At 51.2% G+C, this 17,474-nt stretch carries 18 protein-coding genes and 1 tRNA gene; 12 read left to right on the plus strand and 7 right to left on the minus strand.

What is annotated here, in order from left to right:
- Positions 1 to 186: hypothetical protein (locus ABD735_RS18920; RefSeq protein WP_344809427.1), on the plus strand; the 186-nt coding region annotated here is incomplete at its 5' end.
- On the opposite strand, the gene ABD735_RS18925 is transcribed toward ABD735_RS18920, so the two are convergent.
- Entirely contained in the window at positions 183 to 455 is a 273-nt protein-coding gene (locus ABD735_RS18925; RefSeq protein ID WP_344809429.1) for a type II toxin-antitoxin system antitoxin, RelB/DinJ family, read from the minus strand. The genes ABD735_RS18920 and ABD735_RS18925 overlap by 4 nt on opposite strands.
- 868 nt (positions 456 to 1,323) lie before the next feature.
- On the opposite strand from ABD735_RS18925, the gene ABD735_RS18930 reads away from it, so the two are divergent.
- Both ABD735_RS18930 and ABD735_RS18935 read left to right on the plus strand, forming a co-directional pair.
- Complete coding sequence (locus ABD735_RS18930) at positions 1,324 to 1,740, plus strand: MbcA/ParS/Xre antitoxin family protein (RefSeq protein ID WP_344809431.1); 417 nt, start codon at positions 1,324 to 1,326, stop codon at positions 1,738 to 1,740.
- A gap of 29 nt (positions 1,741 to 1,769) precedes the next feature.
- Positions 1,770 to 2,318: a hypothetical protein gene (locus tag ABD735_RS18935; RefSeq protein ID WP_344809433.1), complete on the plus strand. Its 549-nt coding sequence runs from the start codon at positions 1,770 to 1,772 to the stop codon at positions 2,316 to 2,318.
- A gap of 7 nt (positions 2,319 to 2,325) precedes the next feature.
- Here ABD735_RS18935 and ABD735_RS18940 read toward each other — a convergent pair whose 3' ends face one another.
- Complete coding sequence (locus ABD735_RS18940) at positions 2,326 to 2,685, minus strand: HVO_A0114 family putative DNA-binding protein (protein WP_344809435.1); 360 nt, start codon at positions 2,683 to 2,685, stop codon at positions 2,326 to 2,328.
- Between the two features lie 287 nt (positions 2,686 to 2,972).
- On the opposite strand from ABD735_RS18940, the gene ABD735_RS18945 reads away from it, so the two are divergent.
- Positions 2,973 to 3,542: a DNA-binding protein gene (locus ABD735_RS18945; RefSeq protein ID WP_344809437.1), complete on the plus strand. Its 570-nt coding sequence runs from the start codon at positions 2,973 to 2,975 to the stop codon at positions 3,540 to 3,542.
- Between the two features lie 35 nt (positions 3,543 to 3,577).
- Positions 3,578 to 3,653 (plus strand) — tRNA-Arg (locus tag ABD735_RS18950).
- 266 nt (positions 3,654 to 3,919) lie between these two features.
- Here the strand turns inward: ABD735_RS18950 and ABD735_RS18955 are convergent.
- Both ABD735_RS18955 and ABD735_RS18960 read right to left on the minus strand, forming a co-directional pair.
- On the minus strand, positions 3,920 to 4,630 hold the full coding sequence (locus ABD735_RS18955; protein ID WP_344809439.1) for a PEP-CTERM sorting domain-containing protein: 711 nt from the start codon (positions 4,628 to 4,630) through the stop codon (positions 3,920 to 3,922).
- A gap of 258 nt (positions 4,631 to 4,888) precedes the next feature.
- Complete coding sequence (locus tag ABD735_RS18960; RefSeq protein ID WP_344809441.1) at positions 4,889 to 6,028, minus strand: NnrS family protein; 1,140 nt, start codon at positions 6,026 to 6,028, stop codon at positions 4,889 to 4,891.
- A 93-nt stretch (positions 6,029 to 6,121) separates the two neighbouring features.
- On the opposite strand from ABD735_RS18960, the gene ABD735_RS18965 reads away from it, so the two are divergent.
- Positions 6,122 to 6,496, plus strand: coding sequence for a SirB2 family protein (locus tag ABD735_RS18965; RefSeq protein WP_344809443.1), 375 nt, complete (start codon positions 6,122 to 6,124; stop codon positions 6,494 to 6,496).
- A 68-nt stretch (positions 6,497 to 6,564) separates the two neighbouring features.
- Here ABD735_RS18965 and ABD735_RS18970 read toward each other — a convergent pair whose 3' ends face one another.
- Entirely contained in the window at positions 6,565 to 7,671 is a 1,107-nt protein-coding gene (locus tag ABD735_RS18970; protein ID WP_344809445.1) for a glycosyltransferase family 2 protein, read from the minus strand.
- Positions 7,665 to 8,867 carry a glycosyltransferase family 4 protein gene (locus ABD735_RS18975; protein WP_344809447.1) on the minus strand — a complete coding sequence of 401 codons (1,203 nt, stop codon included), beginning with the start codon at positions 8,865 to 8,867 and terminating at the stop codon, positions 7,665 to 7,667. The genes ABD735_RS18970 and ABD735_RS18975 overlap by 7 nt, the downstream gene beginning before the upstream one ends.
- Positions 8,868 to 9,146: 279 nt before the next feature.
- Here ABD735_RS18975 and ABD735_RS18980 point away from each other — a divergent pair, with 279 nt between their 5' ends.
- The 6 genes from ABD735_RS18980 (at position 9,147) to ABD735_RS19005 (ending at position 16,159) form a co-directional block, all read left to right on the plus strand.
- Complete coding sequence (locus tag ABD735_RS18980; protein WP_344809449.1) at positions 9,147 to 9,614, plus strand: EF-hand domain-containing protein; 468 nt, start codon at positions 9,147 to 9,149, stop codon at positions 9,612 to 9,614.
- 122 nt (positions 9,615 to 9,736) lie between these two features.
- On the plus strand, positions 9,737 to 10,891 hold the full coding sequence (locus ABD735_RS18985; RefSeq protein WP_344809451.1) for a glycosyltransferase: 1,155 nt from the start codon (positions 9,737 to 9,739) through the stop codon (positions 10,889 to 10,891).
- 10 nt (positions 10,892 to 10,901) lie between these two features.
- Complete coding sequence (locus ABD735_RS18990; RefSeq protein WP_344809453.1) at positions 10,902 to 12,092, plus strand: DegT/DnrJ/EryC1/StrS family aminotransferase; 1,191 nt, start codon at positions 10,902 to 10,904, stop codon at positions 12,090 to 12,092.
- A 249-nt stretch (positions 12,093 to 12,341) separates the two neighbouring features.
- A complete protein-coding gene (locus ABD735_RS18995; RefSeq protein WP_344809455.1) occupies positions 12,342 to 13,802 on the plus strand; it encodes a lipopolysaccharide biosynthesis protein in 1,461 nt (486 codons plus the stop codon).
- A 146-nt stretch (positions 13,803 to 13,948) separates the two neighbouring features.
- Positions 13,949 to 14,776: a polysaccharide deacetylase family protein gene (locus ABD735_RS19000; RefSeq protein WP_344809457.1), complete on the plus strand. Its 828-nt coding sequence runs from the start codon at positions 13,949 to 13,951 to the stop codon at positions 14,774 to 14,776.
- 33 nt (positions 14,777 to 14,809) lie between these two features.
- Complete coding sequence (locus tag ABD735_RS19005; protein ID WP_344809459.1) at positions 14,810 to 16,159, plus strand: phenylacetate--CoA ligase family protein; 1,350 nt, start codon at positions 14,810 to 14,812, stop codon at positions 16,157 to 16,159.
- Here the strand turns inward: ABD735_RS19005 and ABD735_RS19010 are convergent.
- A complete protein-coding gene (locus ABD735_RS19010; RefSeq protein WP_344809461.1) occupies positions 16,143 to 17,471 on the minus strand; it encodes a glycosyltransferase in 1,329 nt (442 codons plus the stop codon). The genes ABD735_RS19005 and ABD735_RS19010 overlap by 17 nt on opposite strands.
- Positions 17,472 to 17,474 lie beyond the last annotated feature (3 nt).

A 17,474-nucleotide genomic window follows, 5' to 3' on the forward strand; every position in this document is an offset into this window, starting at 1 on the left:
GGCGGACCTCGACCGATGGTTTGTAAGCAGTCAGCAGACCTGGCGACTGGACTCGCACTGCACCTCCGCGATGATTACACTGATGTTGAAAGGGTTATCGACGAAAACAGTATTGGTCCGATCGAGTGCATCGTCGCATCCGTCGACGACTACGTAAAAAGCGCAGATAGCGAACTCGCCTTCTAAGCTCGCGCCGCCCGGGCCACAATGGCCTGGGCTCTGCTGCCCTCACCTACCCACGGCGGCTTCCTGTCGATCAATGCTTGCGCCTCGTCCATGAGCTGTCGTTGAGGCACAGTAGCTCTATCGTCAGCCATGGCTTCTTTAACTTTATCGCGGAACCAGGCGTCATGTGCCTCTGGATCAGCATTCAGACCGAAGCTTGCGAGCTTTTCAGCCTCATCAGACTTAAGTCTGTCATCTACATCAATATGCAGCACTGAAGTGTGGGCCATGATGAATCCTCTTGTTGTATTTAGTGACTCTATTCCAATTCCCTTTCTTTGACCACAACCCCATTTGCCCTCAAACACTTTGGCGTCAAAAGATAAGCACCAGATCCCAGCTGATAGCATCATCCTTGATGTCCTGGAGCGGTGGTTTGGATGCAAAAAAGGTGGTTGAGGTCAACGAAACAACAGAAACGAGAAAGCCCCTGAGAACAGGGGCCAATAACAACAAACAATAATAGTGAGGCGGGATATTATCACGATGGTGATGAAGCACCGAGAGATATTTAATCTCTAAATATATGATAGCAATTATAAACCAATTAATCAAGATTTTGCGCAATTTGATTGCGTGGATATTATATCTAAATTTGATGCAAATGGCATGATGGGCAGAGGTGTTATTTGCTGTCAAAGTATGTGGGGTTGGGGTCAACCAAAGGGCGCTAGCAGATTGTACAATCCTCTGGTATTCATGTACTTAGCCAAACCCCAGAACGTAAAAAGCCCCCGCAAGGGGGCCCGAAACTTTATACGACCGGGGTAACAACTCCCCTGCAAGCCAAGTAGGAAATTAAACTAAGCTCACAAATATATAGCACCATTCGCTCACTTTTTATACAAGCACATTCTTCCAAAATATCTCTGTTTCTCGCAATATTTTACCTTTGCATAAATCCTAATCTCTACGCATTAATTTCGATTATGTAAATAGACTTCCGATTTTTCCTTTTCCCGGGAAAAGCACCGTTTTCGCATCATTTATTTAACTAAATATTATATAAATCAATTAGTTGCCGTTTCATTCGCTCTGTGCTAAATATTTGGTGACTTGATGTTGTGTAGACCCTTACTTTTCGCGAGAGAGCAGCAAATGGCCAAGAAAGCGAGTAGCAGAGAGAAAGATGTGGAAGAAAGACTGCGGTTATTGCAACAAGCAGCGAAACAAGTAGAGCTGTGGAACGACTGCCTGGATTTGTTAGATCTAAATACCGATGAAAAGTCAGCCCGCAGGAACATCATTGGTAGGCTAGTGAGAGCTATCGATGATGAAATACCAAGCAGCATAGATGCTATTTCAGAGACGATAGGCAGCGAATCAGTTATTTCAGATGACTTGATGAAGAAAGCTATCATCGCATTGAGAAGCGCAGAAAAAGCGGGGCGATGGTTTGATACTCCTACACCCGTCTTCGGTGGCAAATCTCCCACTGATTTTTTGAAGGAAGGGGGGCACTCTGATTATGTAGTAAACGAGCTCCTTAACATTCAGCACTCTCAGCTCGCGTAGCCAACTTTCATTTTCAAGAGAGGAATTAAATGATGACTAGAACAACAGAACTGTTTAGGATTTTCACCCATTTGCGTGAAAAACTGCAGGTCATCCGGGAAGACTTTCAGCTGTTGCAGGAAGAGCTTGAATTGCAACTGCGCGATCAAAAAGAGTTGGTTTGTGAGTCAGAGACAAGCACAGGTTACATTCGTGTAGCTTCAACTCGACTAGAAATACAGATGGAATCCGGATCTGTCGATAATCTCAAGCGAGCCATAAATAAGTTTCCAGCTGTAGGCATGATTCCGCCGACCCAAAATTTCGCGGAGGAAGTATGTAGGCGGTTTGACGACCAGGAGAGCGAGCCCGGTGGTGGCAGGAAGGTCAAGATGTTCACCTTCTTCTACTCCGAAAAATGGAGAGTGTCAGGAAGGTTAAATGATGGGAGCTGGGATCCAGGCGAGGTTGTCAACTTCAAGGTCATATTTTATCGAGACACCGAAGAAGTGAAGCTGTGGAAGAATGGGTATCTCGAAGATACCTCGGCAAATGGCATGCCTTACAATCCTGGATCGCTGCGAGGGCCGTTTGAGTAGTTTCCTTTTAGATCAAGTCCAGGCGAGCATCGATGACATCAAACAAGACCTGCAGGTCGCCAGATCCGGACCTGGTAATGAGCCCTGCCCGCTCGAGTGCTCTGGTATCTGTTAGCACACTTCTGTAGTTGCGATGCAGAGTAGCAGCCAGGGTGCGAGCGCTTAGAGCCCCCCTTTGTTTAATCGTCTTCAGTACATACAGCCGCCTCGGGTTGATTACAGCGAGAAGCATTGGCAAGTCTTCGAAGCCGAGATGTATCTTTGTGCTTTTCCGCTCGCCCCGCTCGGCCACCTCCCAGGCATGGACGAAGCCATCGAACCCGCTCTCAGTATCTCCTGCGCTAATTGTGAGGTGTTGTTTAGTCATGCTGTCGCTACCGCAGTCTATTAACAAAATCCAGTTAGAGGTTCTGACTTAATTCTAAGCCTATCTTCGCTCGTGTCCAGCTTGAAACGGAATAGTTGATTAACTAGCCAGAAGTACGCAAAAAACAGCGTTTTATGCGTACGTACGCATAACCTGCGTACTCGTGCGTACTCTGACTCTCACTGCATCAATTCCAGCTTGAGAAGAAAAAGTGGGCAGATAAATTCCACTCGCTAAAGTTGTAGCACGTTACACTTTTGTAGCGTGTTACGGCGACTGGAGCACGTATGTCGATCAGCGAAAAGCAGATACTCGATTCAATTGAATTTCTCGATTCCAACAGAGTTCAGCCCACATATCGAGCTGTCCGAGAACATCTTGGAGCCGGTAGCAACTCGACTATCAAGCTCGTGCTACAAGCATGGCTCAAGAAGAAAAACGAAGACCAAGTACTCGGAGAGGTCGGCTGCCCCTCTTCAATTTCCGAACGCGTAGACAATTTGAAGGCCGCAATTTGGCGAGCAGCGAAAGACCATGCTCGAACTGAGCTCGAAGATATTTGCGCAGGATTTGACGAAGAAACAGCAAGCCTTGCGGGCCGTATTGATGACCTGGACATACTCCTCGAAGCGGCAGAGAAAAAAGTGGAAGAACAATCTAAAGAGATTGCAGCGCTGCGCGCCAAGTATGACCAGGTCGATCAGGAACGGACCGCCCTGATATCTCGCGTTAGCGGGCTGGAGTCTTCTGAGAGGGTTTTGCGTGAGAGCTTGGCTAAAGCAGAGCAAAGGGAAAGTTCTCTGGCTGAGATGCTAAAAGAGCGAATTTCTCCGGCTGCATCTGCTCGGAAAAAGTAGCCATTTTGGCGTTCATCGTATAGTCTCACGTGCTTGCCCTGGTAGCTCAGTGGATAGAGCGGGATCCTCCTAAGATCTAGGTCGCAGGTTCGATTCCTGCCCAGGGCACCACCATGCTTCGCACAGCTGCCGGCCATTTTTGCGGCCATGCTCAAATGCTCGACTCGCGCAAATCTGACCTTATTTTGACCAATCGCACTTTCTGATCGATGTAAAACAATGAGTTACGAGATAGGTCAACCGCCTCCTAAGCGGTAGGTCGCAGGTTCGAATCCTGCCTTGGACACCAATTTCAATGCAAAAAGCCCGCTTCCGCGGGCTTTTTGCATTCAGATACCAACAAGCTCAAGGGGCATGTTGGTAGCCTCGAATAATACTTACTTGCTGCGACGTGAAAGACGCAGAGCCGCAACACCAAGTGCCAACAGGCCGAGGGTAGCCGGCGCAGGTACGTCTACGTCGACGTCAGGAACCAGGTCCGGGTTCTCGATCAAGTCGAAGTTGATGTCCCAGTGGTTGCTACCTGTGAACAGTGAAAGCTGGTTGTTATGGATAGAGTACATATCCATCCAGACCGAACCCCCGAAGGCACCTGTCTTGTCGTTTGCGCCAGTACCATATTGGAGTACGGGCATGCTACCAATGTTGAAAGGCGCGCCTACCAGCTGAGCGAAGTAGTCTATGCCGCCAATTGTGATCTTGCTGTCTGCAGTCAGACCAGTGTAGAAGTTCCAGTCAGCCTGCTGTGCAGTGCCACCGGTCTTGACTACTGAGTAGTTATCCTGGAAACCAGTGAAGGTCAGGTCGAAAATCGCTGAGGTACCGAGTGGGTTTGACGCTGAACCCGTGAAGGTTGCAGTGCCATCGTCTGAACGGAGGAAGGTGGTGCCTGCTTCGATGGCGAAGTACTTGGAGCATTTCGCTGCAGTCAGGTTGTTGGTCCACAGACCGTACTCAGCGCCGCCGCATGAAGACACTGATTCAGCATTTACGACATCGAAGCCCTGGATAACGGCGGCTGATGCTGGCAGAGAAACGGCGAGTGCGATGGCTGTGAGAGAGAAACCTTTTACTGCTGAAGAGAACATACATAACTCCTGGTGAAACACGTTGATCGTTTGTAACGCTGAGCAGGCTGGATTAACTGTTCGTTGCAATACTGAGAGCACTTGTCGTGCCAAGTTTCCATACCGCTGAATTCATAACCTTTTTTCCAAGGCGAGACATTCAGTGAAACGTCTTTCGTATAGAAAGTTGACACGTTGTTACATGAAGTCGCGATTCAGTATCAGAGAGTTACTGCCCCCATGCTTGAAAGCCGGTTGAAGTGTGCTCATTTCACACACTCAGCCAGGTCGTCCATCGATACGGGGCGCGCCGAGCACCACCGCATATCGCAGCAGGAATATGAGGAAGGCGACCTCCCACAGCAAACCGGTCAGCATGATGCCACCTGCCCAGGGGACCAGTTCCAGCGCGGTGGCGACCCGTACAAGGGTGGCGAGCTGAATCGCAAAGAACGCCGTCACCATTCCCGTTGGCAGGACCATGGTGCGGCCGGTGTGGCCCAGCGAGACCCTGGCAATCACGCCGAGCACCAGGCTACCAACCACACCAATACCGGCCGCATGAATCCAGGCACTGTCACTCCAGCCGAACACGGCGTGGCCGACCAACAGCAGCAAGGAGAGCGGCACCCACAGGAGTGAGATATGCAGTATCCACAGCAGGGGCTCGCGGCTGGTCAGCCAACCGTGCCAACCATAGAGCCTGATCAGCATGAGCACGGCGGCCGACAGCGCGAGCACCGCCACCCCGACAGACCAGTCCGCCACCATGAGGAGCACCAGGCAGATCATGTTGATCAACACGGCAAAGTCGAGGCGCGGCAGCACCCGAACAGCCTGTGCATCGCCACCGCGCTGTTTCAGCCAGCCTGCAGTGAAGGCCGGCGTGATGCGGCCGCCAATGATACTCGAGAGGGCGAGCGCCGCGATCAGTCCAGCTTCGATATAGTGATGGTCCAGCGTAACAACAAAAGCTATCTGCATGGCCCAAAGAATGCCCAGTACGAGCAGAATCAACCACTGTTTCGGCTGCTTCGCCTTCCAGATGCGCCAGCCAGCATCGATCATGATCAGCGGCAGAAAAGCCAGGTTGATGCCCTGCACCAGCCAGAACGGCATGGTCTCGCCAAGCGCCAGGAGCAGCCGGCCAGCCAACCAGACCAGCCAAAGCCACAGCAAGATCCGCCCATGCAGGCGTTCGGTATTGGTCCAGACGCAGACTGCGGTCAGCAGGAAACCTGCTATAGCCGCCGACAGGAAGCCGAAGAGCATTTCATGCTGGTGCCAAAATACGCCTGGCAATGCAGTCGGCATAACCAGCTGTCCTGAGGCCATGAAGGCCCACAGTGGCACAACCAGCAGTGCAAGGACGCCAAGCGACAGGAAAAAAATGCGGAAAGGGTAAGCGAAAAGCTGCACGCGCTTGCACTCCAGACGGGAAGACCCACAAAATGGCTAGCTTAACATTAGCCACCTAAGATGTATTTAGTATACACCAATAGAGATTGAACTATGGAATGGTATTCCGGACTGAAGATGATTCACATGCTGACGGCAGCACTGACAGCACTCCTGTTCGTCACCAGGGTGGGCCTTGACGCTGCTGGCAAGCCGGGCTGGCGCACGACGCCCTTGCGCTTCCTGCCCCATATCAACGACACGATTCTGCTCGCCGCTGCGATTGGCCTCGTTATCGTCACGCCATGGATGCCTTTCGTGCATCATTGGTTGACGCTGAAGGTGCTGTTGCTGATTGGCTATATCGTGGCAGGACTGATTGCGCTCAAACCGAAGTACTCGCGCAAGGTTCGAGTGTTGGCGGCGGCGGCAGCTCTTGGCCAGCTGGTACTCATCTTCGCGCTCGCCCTGCACAAGCCGACGTTCTGACCGAAAAAAAAATCTGACCAATAAAAAAGCCGGATACCTGCGTATCCGGCTCAGCTTATTCAGTCTTCTCAGTCCAGCCAGGAACGCATCTCGCTATAGGCGGCCTTGAGCAGAATTTTCAGGTTTCTGTATCCCGCGCCGTCATCTTCACTGCGCAGTCCATAGCGAAATGCTTTTATATAGGCTCGTGCGGATTCATGAAATCGTCCCACACCGTAATAACTGAAGCCCAGACGCATATAGCGGAACTGCAGCGCGCCCGGCAGGATCTGTGAGCGTCGTCTGTCGACATTGACCTGCGCACTGCTGCTCCGTGCTGAATCCATCATCTCGAGCACTTCGATATCCGCCTCGGCGCTCTTGAGCACATCGCCCGACACATTGTCTTCTCCACGGCCCAGGTAAGCCAGCGGATCATCGACGTACAGGCCGTTGGTCACCCGGCAAAGCCTGAGCGCAAACAGGAAATCCTCCGACAGTGCCCTTCCCTCGAGCCAGGGATCAATCGAGTTCGCTACATTGCGTCGTACCACCAACGTACTTGGGAACACCGGGTAGCCCGCAGCCAAGGTATGGAACAGCATTTTGCCTGGTACCAGGTAGGTCTGCTCGCCGACACTGGTCAGGTCATCGCAGAGCTTACGCACAGATGGATAAAAGTCCGAATTGGTCTTTTCCATAAAGGTCAGCCGTGGCTTGAGTTCGCCTGGCGCGCTCGGCTCACTTTTACGAATGCGCTCGAAGCGCCTCAGATCACTGAATAGGAAGCCAGCAGAGGGATTTTTGTCCATGATCGCCACTACGCGATGCAATTTGTCCGCTGCAAACAGATCGTCCGAATCCAGGAAGGCGATGAAACGACCACGCGCAGCCGCCATGCCGGCATTGCGCGCAGACGAGGCGCCGCCGTTGGTCTTGCGGATCAGTCTCACGTTGTCCATGCGGCAGAACGGCTCGGGCAACACGACTGGGTCGAATGAACCATCGTCGACAACGATGGCCTCTACGTCAATGACCCGGCGCTCTCGGCTGACATTATTCGGCTCGTTAGCAGTATCGCTGCGCCGAACATCGGTCGATGCTTCGAAGGACCGCTGCCAGAACAGACTATCTAGCGCTTCAACCAGTTCGTCCTGACGGTTGTAGACCGGAATGATGACTGAAACATCTACCATTTAAAGATCCTTTGCATTGCGATTCTGAAATTCTCCCGCTGATGGGAAACAGTGAAGCTGGCATGCACCCTGGACACCGAAGCCCGGCTCATCTGCTGCCGCAGTGCCGGGTCATCAGCCAGCTGGACCATACGTTGGGCCAAGGCCTTGTAATTGCCCGTCTCGAACAGGAAACCGGTTTCTCCCGGGTCTACCGTCTCGTTCAGGCCTGGCAGATTGGACACGAGCAAGGGCAATCCACTCACCGCCATTTCCAGCGAAGAACGTGGAAATGAGTCCCAACCGGTCGAGGCAATGATGCTAGCGTAGCAATTTGGCAGGATGGTCGCGATATCTGAACGATAGCCACCAAAGGTCAGATAATCCACCGCCTTCGTGCCTTTGTAGTACTTATCGAAGGTTTCCGCTTCGTTGCCCTTGTTCCCGCAGATGAGCACGTGAATGTCTTCGCGGCCCAACTCATTCACGACATGAGCCAGCGCCTGAACGATAATATCCACGCCCTTACGGGCCTCCATATGGCCGGCGTAGAAGAAAGTCTTGCGTTCATCCGGGATATTGAACTCGCTCTCCAGATAGCCCTCGGTCGTGCGCGTGGTGAACTTGTCGGGGTCGACACCCAGCCTCACGATGCCCGTGCGCTTGCGGGGAATACCGCGCCCCAGCACTGCGGTGTCCTGCATGCCGATCGACTCGAACAGATAGTGATCTGGCTGGTAGCGACGAAAAGCGACTTCAATACGCTTCATCATCAGCTTCAGGCCACTGTTGAGCGAACTCATTGGCGCGCCCCAGTAAGTGGCGATGCGTTTAGCTCCGCCCTTGCGCATGGCGCGAATGACTGGAAGATTGACCTGAAGATCGAATCCAATGACGCAGTTGACGCCCGCTTCGCGTAGCTCACCGGCGAAGCGCTCATGAAAGGCCTCACTCCCATCGCGATACGGGGCTTCCAGAACTCGTATCTGGTCCGTATCAAGATCGGGAAAGCGTGCATCAGGATAATCATCGAGCCAGCGGGGGCGGCCAGTGCTGAGGTCGGCATAGCTGAGCAGCACGTCGCGCGGCTCGGCCACCAGCTCAAGCGCAGTTTCGAAAAAGAGCCGTTCCAGTGGCTCGATGGCATAGCCGGTATTCACGGGCGTGTGTAGCGCCACGAGGATGACTTTACGCTGGTCGTTAGACTCTTTCGGCATGCAGGGTTCCTGGAGATGCAAATATTACAGAGCGGATGGTAGGTCTGGGCGGAAGTATAGCCTGACTGCAGCATCGTTGCTCGCCTGGCGCACAAGGCCGCGTGCAGCAATGCAAGCTGGCTTATCAGTTGAAACAAGGGCTTGAACCCTGAAACCACTTTTTATTCGGCGTTTCAGGAAAAGCTGGCCCGTTTCCTGCTAGATCACCTCCGGACATTCGGATAAGACGAATACCGGCACGTCCAACAGACGTGCACCGATTTTATGGAGAGTATAATTATGAACAAGGTCACTAGTGCATCGATTCTTTCTGCCGCAGTGTTCGCACTGGGCATTTCAGGTCCCGTAGCTGCCGACACCACACAGCAGCCTGCCGCAACTCAGGGCACCACTGGCACCACCGGTCAGACTACCGGCTCCGATTCCATGGATACCACTCAATCTCCGTCTGGCGCAAACACCAGCGGCCAGTCAGCTGCAGCAGATCTGCCAGAGTTTAACCAACTCGACCAGAACGGCGATGGCTTTATTGAAGAAAGCGACGTTCAGGATGCCGGCGATAGTTCACAAGTCGTCTACCGTAACTTCGACGTCATCGACGTCGATCGTGATGGCCAGATCAGTGAGCAGGAATATAGCATCATCAAACCCGAAGCTACTGCTTCAGGCCAGGAAGACAGAACAGACTCCATGGGTGTAGAGCCGACCAATGAAGGTCAGACACTCGACGAAACCTATCAGCCCTAGACTGGGATGAATTTTCAGGTGGCACGGAAGCCACTGAAAGACAAGCCGCTGCAGTGATGTAGCGGCTTTTTTTGGTCCATATTCTGCTATACTTCGACGCCTTCAGTTCAAGGGATTTTCCGATGCTATTACTGTTCTGGCTGGGCGTTCTAGGCACCCTCTATAGCTATTTTCTGTACCCCCCCATTCTCATGATGCTCAGTGCCCGTGCTGGCCAGCCCGGCGGCTCACAGTCAGTTCGCTCTGCCATGGCTCACTCGGGTGAATCCCTACCGTCTGTGAGCATGGTCATCACTGCCCATAACGAAGAGAGCAAGATTGGCCAGAAGATCGAGAACTCGCTGGCACTGGATAGGACCGGCATCGATTTCGAGCTCATCGTCGCTTCGGATTTTTCTACCGACGGCACCGACGCCATTGTCGAGAGCTATAGCGATCGAGGCGTGCGCCTGGTGCGGGCCGATCAGCATCTCGGCAAGGAATATGCGCAGCTCTGTGCCATCAAGGCCTCGCTTGGCGAGATCATCGTGTTCAGCGACGTCGCCACTGAATTGCCGCCTGAGTCCCTGCAGAAACTGCTGCCCTATTTCGTCGACGCAGAAGTCGGCGCCATCTCGAGTGAAGACCGATTCATCTCGAGCTCGGGTGAAGTGGCTGGCGAGGGCGCCTACGTCAAATACGAGATGTGGCTGCGTAGCCTGGAATCGCGGGTGGCCGGCCTGGTCGGCCTCAGTGGCTCCTTCTTTGCTGCCAGGCGCAGTATCTGTGACCAGTGGGACATTCAGTCTCCCAGCGATTTCAACACGGCATTGAACTCAGCGCGATCAGGTCTGAAGGCGATCAGTTGTCCCGACGTTCTCGGCTACTACCCGAACATCAAGGACGAAACCAAGGAATACAAGCGCAAGCTCAGAACAGCCATCCGTGGTATGACAGCGCTCGCACGACATCCTGAAGTTCTTAACCCCGGGAAATTTGGCCTATTTTCATTCCAGGTCTTCAGCCATAAGCTGATGCGCTGGGCTGTACCCTGGTTCATGTTGCTGACCTTCGTCGCCAACCTGTTCCTGTTGAACAAGCCTTTCTACGTGCTGACCTTTATTCTGCAGCTGGCTTTTTATGGCGCGGCACTGGCTGCCCACAATAGGCCCGAACTGCGCAAGGGCGGCCTGAAAATCCTGTACTTCTTCTGCCAGGTCAATCTTGCGCTGGCCGACGCCGCCGTCCAGTTCGTCAAAGGCACGCGTATGACTACATGGCAACCCTCGAAAAGGTAACTTCACACCCATGAGCAAGTACGTCAGGCCGGTCGGTCATCCTATCTTCACTGAACGCGGCGACCGGAAAACGGCCGCCTCGTCCACGATCTACGCGGACTACTCGCCCTGCTACGTGAACTCAGGGACCGCAGCCCTGCAATTGGCCATCGAGATCGCGCTGCGGTGCGCGACCGACGATGAAAACAACACCTCGTTCAATGCCGCGGGTGAGGCCGAAGTGATCGTGCCAGCCTACGGTTGCCCGGATCTCATTACGGCCTGTATAGGAGCGAACGTTCGACCTGTAGTAGTGGACAGTTGCGACCCCAGATCGCCCTTCCCTGGCTTCAAGCAGATGGCCGCTGCCATAACGCCAAAAACAGTGGCTATCATGGCCGTCAACTTCCTCGGCAAGTCACCTGAACTGGAAAAGGCTCAATGGCAGGAGCTCAGGACACTCGGCGGCCGCCACATTATCGAAGACCGCGCCCAGGCGTTTCCCTTCGCCTCCGAAGAACAGTCATTTTTCGGCAATACCGTCATCGCCAGCTTTGGCAAAGGCAAGCCGGTCAGTCTGCTTGGGGGGGGCATGTTGCTGATCGAGCGGCGCTATCATCACCTCTGCGACTTCGAACACTATAATCCGCGGGCGGTCTCGACATTTGAGCGACTGAAAATTCAGGCTAAAATTGCCGCTTATAACCTTGTTATCAAACCAGCAGCTTACGGCCAGTTACTCAAGGTGCCAGGCCTGAATATTGGTGCCACCAGTTACAAGCCACCCTTGCCAATCGTGCCGCTCGACCAGGCCCGTTTATCCTGGCTGCCTGCAAACGCGTATCGGCTCGAGAACGATTTCCGGCTGAAGGCCCACGTCGAGCGACTGGTTCGAGTGGTATCGCTCAATTTCAAGTTATCGCTCATCGGCTCAAGCCAGCACGCACTCTATGACGCCAAACGCATGCTGCGTTTCCCCGTTCTGGCGCAGAGCAAGGTACACCGTGATGACCTGCTCAGGCGCTTTCATAAAGCCGGTATCGGTACCAGTGCCATGTACGTCAAAGCGCTCCCCGACATGGACGACGTGCCGCTGGATGATGCTGTTCGCAAAGGCGATTTCAGCAATGCCCGCAGCTTTGCCGACCGCTTGTTCACCCTGCCCTGTCACAGTGATGTCGACGAAGACACCTTCAAAGCCATCGAAGACGTACTGGCTTGAGCGAGCGCATCCTGCTGCATATCAGCACACCCCCGCTTTTACTGCTATAACTTACCAGCACAGGCGCCTTTCTGATCGCCCTGGGTATTCACCATTTCCTGGTGCGGAAGCTCAACCTGGCTCAGTACCTGTTCAATGGAAAAGTAAGCTGCCAAAAGCAGCCCATAGGCCGTATGATTAGCGCCCATTAATTTGGCGGGCGACTATCCCGACAATCATGCGCCCGACTCAACACTTCAAGAGGACTACATGGCTAGCGCCGTATCGCAAACCTCGCTGTACACCATAGCGAACATCCTCAGGCATATCAGCAGCCTGATCATGCTGCCCATCTATACCCGCTACCTGACGCCAAGTGACTACGGCACGGTGGAGCTGATGACGATGGCGCTGGATTTTACTGGGATCATAGTCTGCAACCGGATCGGTGAAGCGATATTTCGCTATTACTCGCTCGCGGAGACGAGCGGCGAAAAGAAACAAATCATGAGCACCGCGTTTTTCCTAGGCGTAGGCATTAATGCACTAGGATTCATGATTCTAATTCTGGGGTCGCCCTGGCTTTCGGACTTCGTGAGTGATCAGCCAGACTTCCAATCGCTGTTCATCCTGTTCGCAGCAGTGCTTATTTTCGAGGCGCTGACGACCATTCCGATTATATATATGCGGCTACGAAACAAAGCGCAAGCTTATTTGGTCGTTAGCGTTATCAAATTATCTCTTCAGTTAAGCTTTAGTCTGTATTTTGTGGTGTATAAAGAGCTTCATGTGGAAGGCGTTATTTACTCAGCATTTCTCTCCAACCTTATTGTTGGAACGATACTATCTATTTATCTGCTGAAGAATACTGGTGTGAGATTTATGCCAGCTGTTGCTTGGAAGATTTTCAAGTTCAGTCTTCCGATGGTCTTCGTGGCGTCTGCTTCATTCGTAACTACCTTTGGTGACCGCTTCTTTCTAAGACAATACGGAAACCTTGAGGATGTCGGCATATACTCGTTAGCCTATAAATTTGGATTTCTTTTCGTAGCCCTTGCTTGGGATCCTTTCTTCAAGTTCTGGGAAGGGCGGCGTTATGAGGTTTACAAGGATGAAGACGGACGAGACCTACACTTTGGAAATATGTTTAGACGAATTAATGCCTACGTACTGTTCATCGCACTAGGATTTTGTGCTTTTATCCCAGAAGTCATTCAGCTGATGGCTGCACCAGAATTTTGGGACGCTGCCTACTATGCGCCTTTCATCGTCTTCAGCTTCGTGTTTTATGCTTGGACAATGTACTTCAACTTCGGCATCTTTTTGCACGAGAAGACAAAGTTGCTAGCGTACTGCGAAATTATTAGTGCAGTTATTATTACAAGCCTATATGCGCTGCTTATACCATCCTACGGGTTAGCTGGTGCAGTTGCCTCGACGTTCCTTGGGTATGTAATAAAATTTATTTTGGTCTATTTTACCGCACAGAAGCTATTTACTGTAAAAGGAAATTGGGGCGAAACACTGCCTCTGGCGGTAATTGCAGGGACGATGGTGTATGTTTTCAGCTTTTTCCATGAGCTATCACTCCAAAACGTTGCGATAAAAGCGGCTCTGATATTCTGCTTCGCCGTCTATACCTGGCGCATTGTTCTACAATCATCGGACAAAGCAGAGGCTATCGCATTAATCTGCGCGATTTTCAGAAGGCTTTCTGGTAGGAGTGTCTGAATCTGACTAATCTATCTCATGGCGTCACTGCGTCACCGTCATGTTAAGAGCCTTATGGACTATGGGGTGCTTGAACAAGGGAGTGCACGGCAATCTCCCACAGTTACCGCGACTTCATTCATTACCGCCAATAAGATATCGATTTTATGCCAGCTGGATATGCAGCCCTCAAAGGCTCGTTTAGATCACTGTATGGGTCCTACCTGTTGCGAAGTGGGGACTTCTCCGCATTTCAGAAGCAGCATGCTCTGATAGTTGCATTTCATCGAGTCAACGATGACCTTGAAGACACCCTGACCTGTTCGAGAACAAAATTTTTGAGATTTTGCCGCTTTTTTAAACGACACTTCGATGTGGTGAGTCTTTCTGATCTTGTGGAGAACGTCACATCCGGAAATTCTGTCGCTGGGAAACTAGTCATTACCTTTGACGACGGCTACAGAGACAATTTTCAGTACGCCGCGCCCATTCTCAAAAGTCAAAATCTGCCGGCAACCTTCTTCATCACGTCTGGCTTCATCGGCAACAACAATACCGCCTGGTGGGACCAAGGGGCTAAGCCGGCTCCATCCTGGATGGAATGGGAAGAAGTTCTGCTACTTCGTAAAGCCGGTTTCTCGATTGGGTCACATACGATGCACCACGCAAATTTAGGTACGACGACCGCTCTGGAGGCCTGGAGAGAAATTGTTGACTCGAAAAAAACCCTGGAGCACCAGCTAAACATGCCAGTCGACTTATTTGCTTATCCGTATGGCGGTAAAACGAACTTCAATGAAGAGGCCAGGGAACTCGTTAAGCGTGCGGGCTACAGCTGCTGCCTCTCTTGTCATGGCGGAATAGTAGCACCAAACAGCGACCCATTTTCTCTTAATCGTGTAGCTATTTCAGAATGGCAGAACCGGCCCGAGCAACTGATCATGGATGTTGTACGTGAAGCCGCAACCCTCTCATCTAAGCAACAGTCACGCTAAACCCTAAGGCTAGATTTAGCAGGAATAAACTGAATGAATAACTTGATATCGAAATACCTTTTCTTCTATCCCGCCACCCTGCTAAAGGGTGAAAGAGTTGCTAGCTATTTAAGGGAAGCGAGGGAGTTCCAGTTCAAGTCTTCTGAAGAAATTGAACGCCATCAGCTTAGGCAGCTGAATAAACTTCTAAAACATGCCTACGAGACGACGGCGTACTACAACTCAACTCTAGGTATAAAGAGCAGCGGCCCACTTAACTCTTTGGCCGAACTCAAAGCAATACCACTACTTGATAAAAAGCAACTGATTGAAAACTTTACTGACATATGCAGCAGTAAGAAGTTTCGATTGGTTACAACAAAAACCACCGGTGGATCTACGGGCCAGGCAGTCACACTAAGGAAGAATTCTTATGCCCTAGCAAAGGAACGCGCAGTTACTGCTCGAGGCTATGAGTGGGCAGGAGTTAAGATAGGGGCTCCGCAAGCGAGGCTCTGGGGAATCCCACTCGAGGTTGAAAATCGCTTGTACTATAAGGTCGTTGATCTCATCGCCAATCGTAAAAGAATTTCAGCGTTCAACCTAACGTCAGCAGCGATGAAGAACTACCTGGAAACCCTGCAAACTTTCCAGCCTCACTACCTATACGGCTATGCTTCCGCCATAGAAGAGTTTGTAAGGTTTCTGTATAACGAGGGGTGTGAACTGCCAAAGTCCATCAAAAGCATTATTTCTACTTCCGAAGTGCTGACGCCTACTTTGAGAGAAAATATTCGGCAATTCAGTGGTCTTCAGGTGTTCAACGAATATGGCTGCGGCGAAGTTGGATCGATTGCGCATGAGTGCGCGTATGGGTCGTTGCATCTAATGGCAGACAATTTAATAGTCGAGGTTCTGGACGAGGTCGGCCAACCTGCGAACGAGGGGGAACTAGTAGTTACTGATCTATATAACTATGCTACTCCTCTGATTAGATACAGGCTTAAAGATTTCGGAACTCTGGACAACAAGTCCTGCGAATGCGGAGCTACTCTCCCAGTATTGAAGGAGATTCACGGACGAGCCTACGACATGATATTAACTCGCAGTGGTCGGAAGTATCATCCAGAGATTCTGATGTACGTCTTTGAGTCATTTAAAAAACAGAACCTAGGCATAGACCAGTTCCAAGTCGTCCAGAACGATTTCGAACTCTTCACCATCAGCATAGTAGCAGGTGCAGGCTACTCGAGAGCGGCGGAGACGACAATACTTGCAAAAGTTCAAGAAGTTCTGGAGATGCCAGTGACAATGGAGTTTCTATACGTCCAAAACATTGAACGCGAACCATCCGGCAAAATTCGGCTAATAAAATCCGAAATTGCTTCTAGAGCGAACCTGTAGCTAAAGAGTCCGTTTCGCATGAAAGGTCCTGTAGACGCTGCACCGCTAGATGAACGTCACTTTCAGACTCCCGGAGAATACTTAAAACTGTTGCGAAACTTTCTACAAGGATATCGCTCTTATTCTGATAACGCATTTCAGGCTGATTAACCTTCACCACCAATGGTTTTGTGTAAAGGGCTGGGAAGCGTAAATCGAGAACCATCTCCATGTTCCGAGTAGTCACCGCTGGCGACACGTGGCTCTCTGCCCAAGCTCTCGGGGCGAATTGTGTCCAACGACTCATCATCTGGATGAGTGCCGCTTCAAATTGTGCGTCGTGCACCAAGAGTCCCGTATACTCGTTTATGTAAGCTTTGTTTACACCTATATTTTCGCAAAGGCAAATAACAGGGACATCAAGAAACATTGACTCAAAAAGAATTCTGCTACTCCCCTCCTTGAAGGAAAGGAGAACACAGCATTTACTGCGGGATACTTCTTTTCTCAAGTCCTCCTGACTAACTGCAGCACTCAACTCAAGCGTATCCTCAAGCTTGTTCAGATCGATGTATTGCTGGATATCCGCCAGGCTACTGGAGCCCCAACTCGCACAGATCAACTTGGCTTTATACTCCGGATAATCCTTCGCCACCTTTGCTACTGCATCTATATAGCGGTACACCCTCTTTCCTGGGTTCATATTGGCTACATAGATTACATCTAATGTCTTCACTTCCATAGCTACAGTAAAGAGGCGGTCATCAACCCAATTTCCTGCCCCGAAAGAGAGAGTCACGCAGGTTTGCATCAGATCATTGATCAGCGCACGATCGTGGACCTCTGTCGCCTGAATTAGACAATGCTCTGCTTTATGAAGAAACGTCAGTAAATCTGCATCGGCGTAACCAGCCCAGCTAGGCTCAACAATAAAAATAAATAACTTGTCTAAAAGCTGGAATGATCTTTCATGAATGTAAAAACCGGTGGTCCGGGTGAACTTGATTACAAGGACACCTTTCTTAACCTGGCCCTCTACAATTTTGGGTAAGCTCAGAGCAATTGTGCGCACACATGCTTCCTTCTCGGTAACATTGGTCGTCGTGAAGCTTTCGATGTAGGGAATTAGCTTGGGGTATCTGTGGGATAGAAAGCGAATGGCATGGCCATTGTAGCTTAGTCGTATAGATGAAAGCAGAAGCTTCACCCCCCTCTGATACTGTCCAAGAAACAGAAAGCCACGACTACATCCATACAGAAACAAGCCAGCCAGGTCCTTAAAGTACAGATGTACCAGATCGTTGACCCCAGTCTTACTATTTGCAAAACCCACGAA

The sequence above is a fragment of the Allohahella marinimesophila genome (assembly GCF_039538005.1).
GTDB lineage: Bacteria > Pseudomonadota > Gammaproteobacteria > Pseudomonadales > Oleiphilaceae > Allohahella > Allohahella marinimesophila.

What these genes read in the sequence shown, in the direction of transcription:
- ABD735_RS18925 (WP_344809429.1), bottom strand. Translation starts at nt 455, where the DNA reads ATGGCCCACACTTCAGTGCTGCATATTGATGTAGATGACAGACTTAAG.
- ABD735_RS18930 (WP_344809431.1), top strand. Translation starts at nt 1,324, where the DNA reads ATGGCCAAGAAAGCGAGTAGCAGAGAGAAAGATGTGGAAGAAAGACTG.
- ABD735_RS18935 (WP_344809433.1), top strand. Translation starts at nt 1,770, where the DNA reads ATGATGACTAGAACAACAGAACTGTTTAGGATTTTCACCCATTTGCGT.
- ABD735_RS18940 (WP_344809435.1), bottom strand. Translation starts at nt 2,685, where the DNA reads ATGACTAAACAACACCTCACAATTAGCGCAGGAGATACTGAGAGCGGG.
- ABD735_RS18945 (WP_344809437.1), top strand. Translation starts at nt 2,973, where the DNA reads ATGTCGATCAGCGAAAAGCAGATACTCGATTCAATTGAATTTCTCGAT.
- ABD735_RS18955 (WP_344809439.1), bottom strand. Translation starts at nt 4,630, where the DNA reads ATGTTCTCTTCAGCAGTAAAAGGTTTCTCTCTCACAGCCATCGCACTC.
- ABD735_RS18965 (WP_344809443.1), top strand. Translation starts at nt 6,122, where the DNA reads ATGGAATGGTATTCCGGACTGAAGATGATTCACATGCTGACGGCAGCA.
- ABD735_RS18970 (WP_344809445.1), bottom strand. Translation starts at nt 7,671, where the DNA reads ATGGTAGATGTTTCAGTCATCATTCCGGTCTACAACCGTCAGGACGAA.
- ABD735_RS18975 (WP_344809447.1), bottom strand. Translation starts at nt 8,867, where the DNA reads ATGCCGAAAGAGTCTAACGACCAGCGTAAAGTCATCCTCGTGGCGCTA.
- ABD735_RS18980 (WP_344809449.1), top strand. Translation starts at nt 9,147, where the DNA reads ATGAACAAGGTCACTAGTGCATCGATTCTTTCTGCCGCAGTGTTCGCA.
- ABD735_RS18985 (WP_344809451.1), top strand. Translation starts at nt 9,737, where the DNA reads ATGCTATTACTGTTCTGGCTGGGCGTTCTAGGCACCCTCTATAGCTAT.
- ABD735_RS18990 (WP_344809453.1), top strand. Translation starts at nt 10,902, where the DNA reads ATGAGCAAGTACGTCAGGCCGGTCGGTCATCCTATCTTCACTGAACGC.
- ABD735_RS18995 (WP_344809455.1), top strand. Translation starts at nt 12,342, where the DNA reads ATGGCTAGCGCCGTATCGCAAACCTCGCTGTACACCATAGCGAACATC.
- ABD735_RS19000 (WP_344809457.1), top strand. Translation starts at nt 13,949, where the DNA reads ATGCCAGCTGGATATGCAGCCCTCAAAGGCTCGTTTAGATCACTGTAT.
- ABD735_RS19005 (WP_344809459.1), top strand. Translation starts at nt 14,810, where the DNA reads ATGAATAACTTGATATCGAAATACCTTTTCTTCTATCCCGCCACCCTG.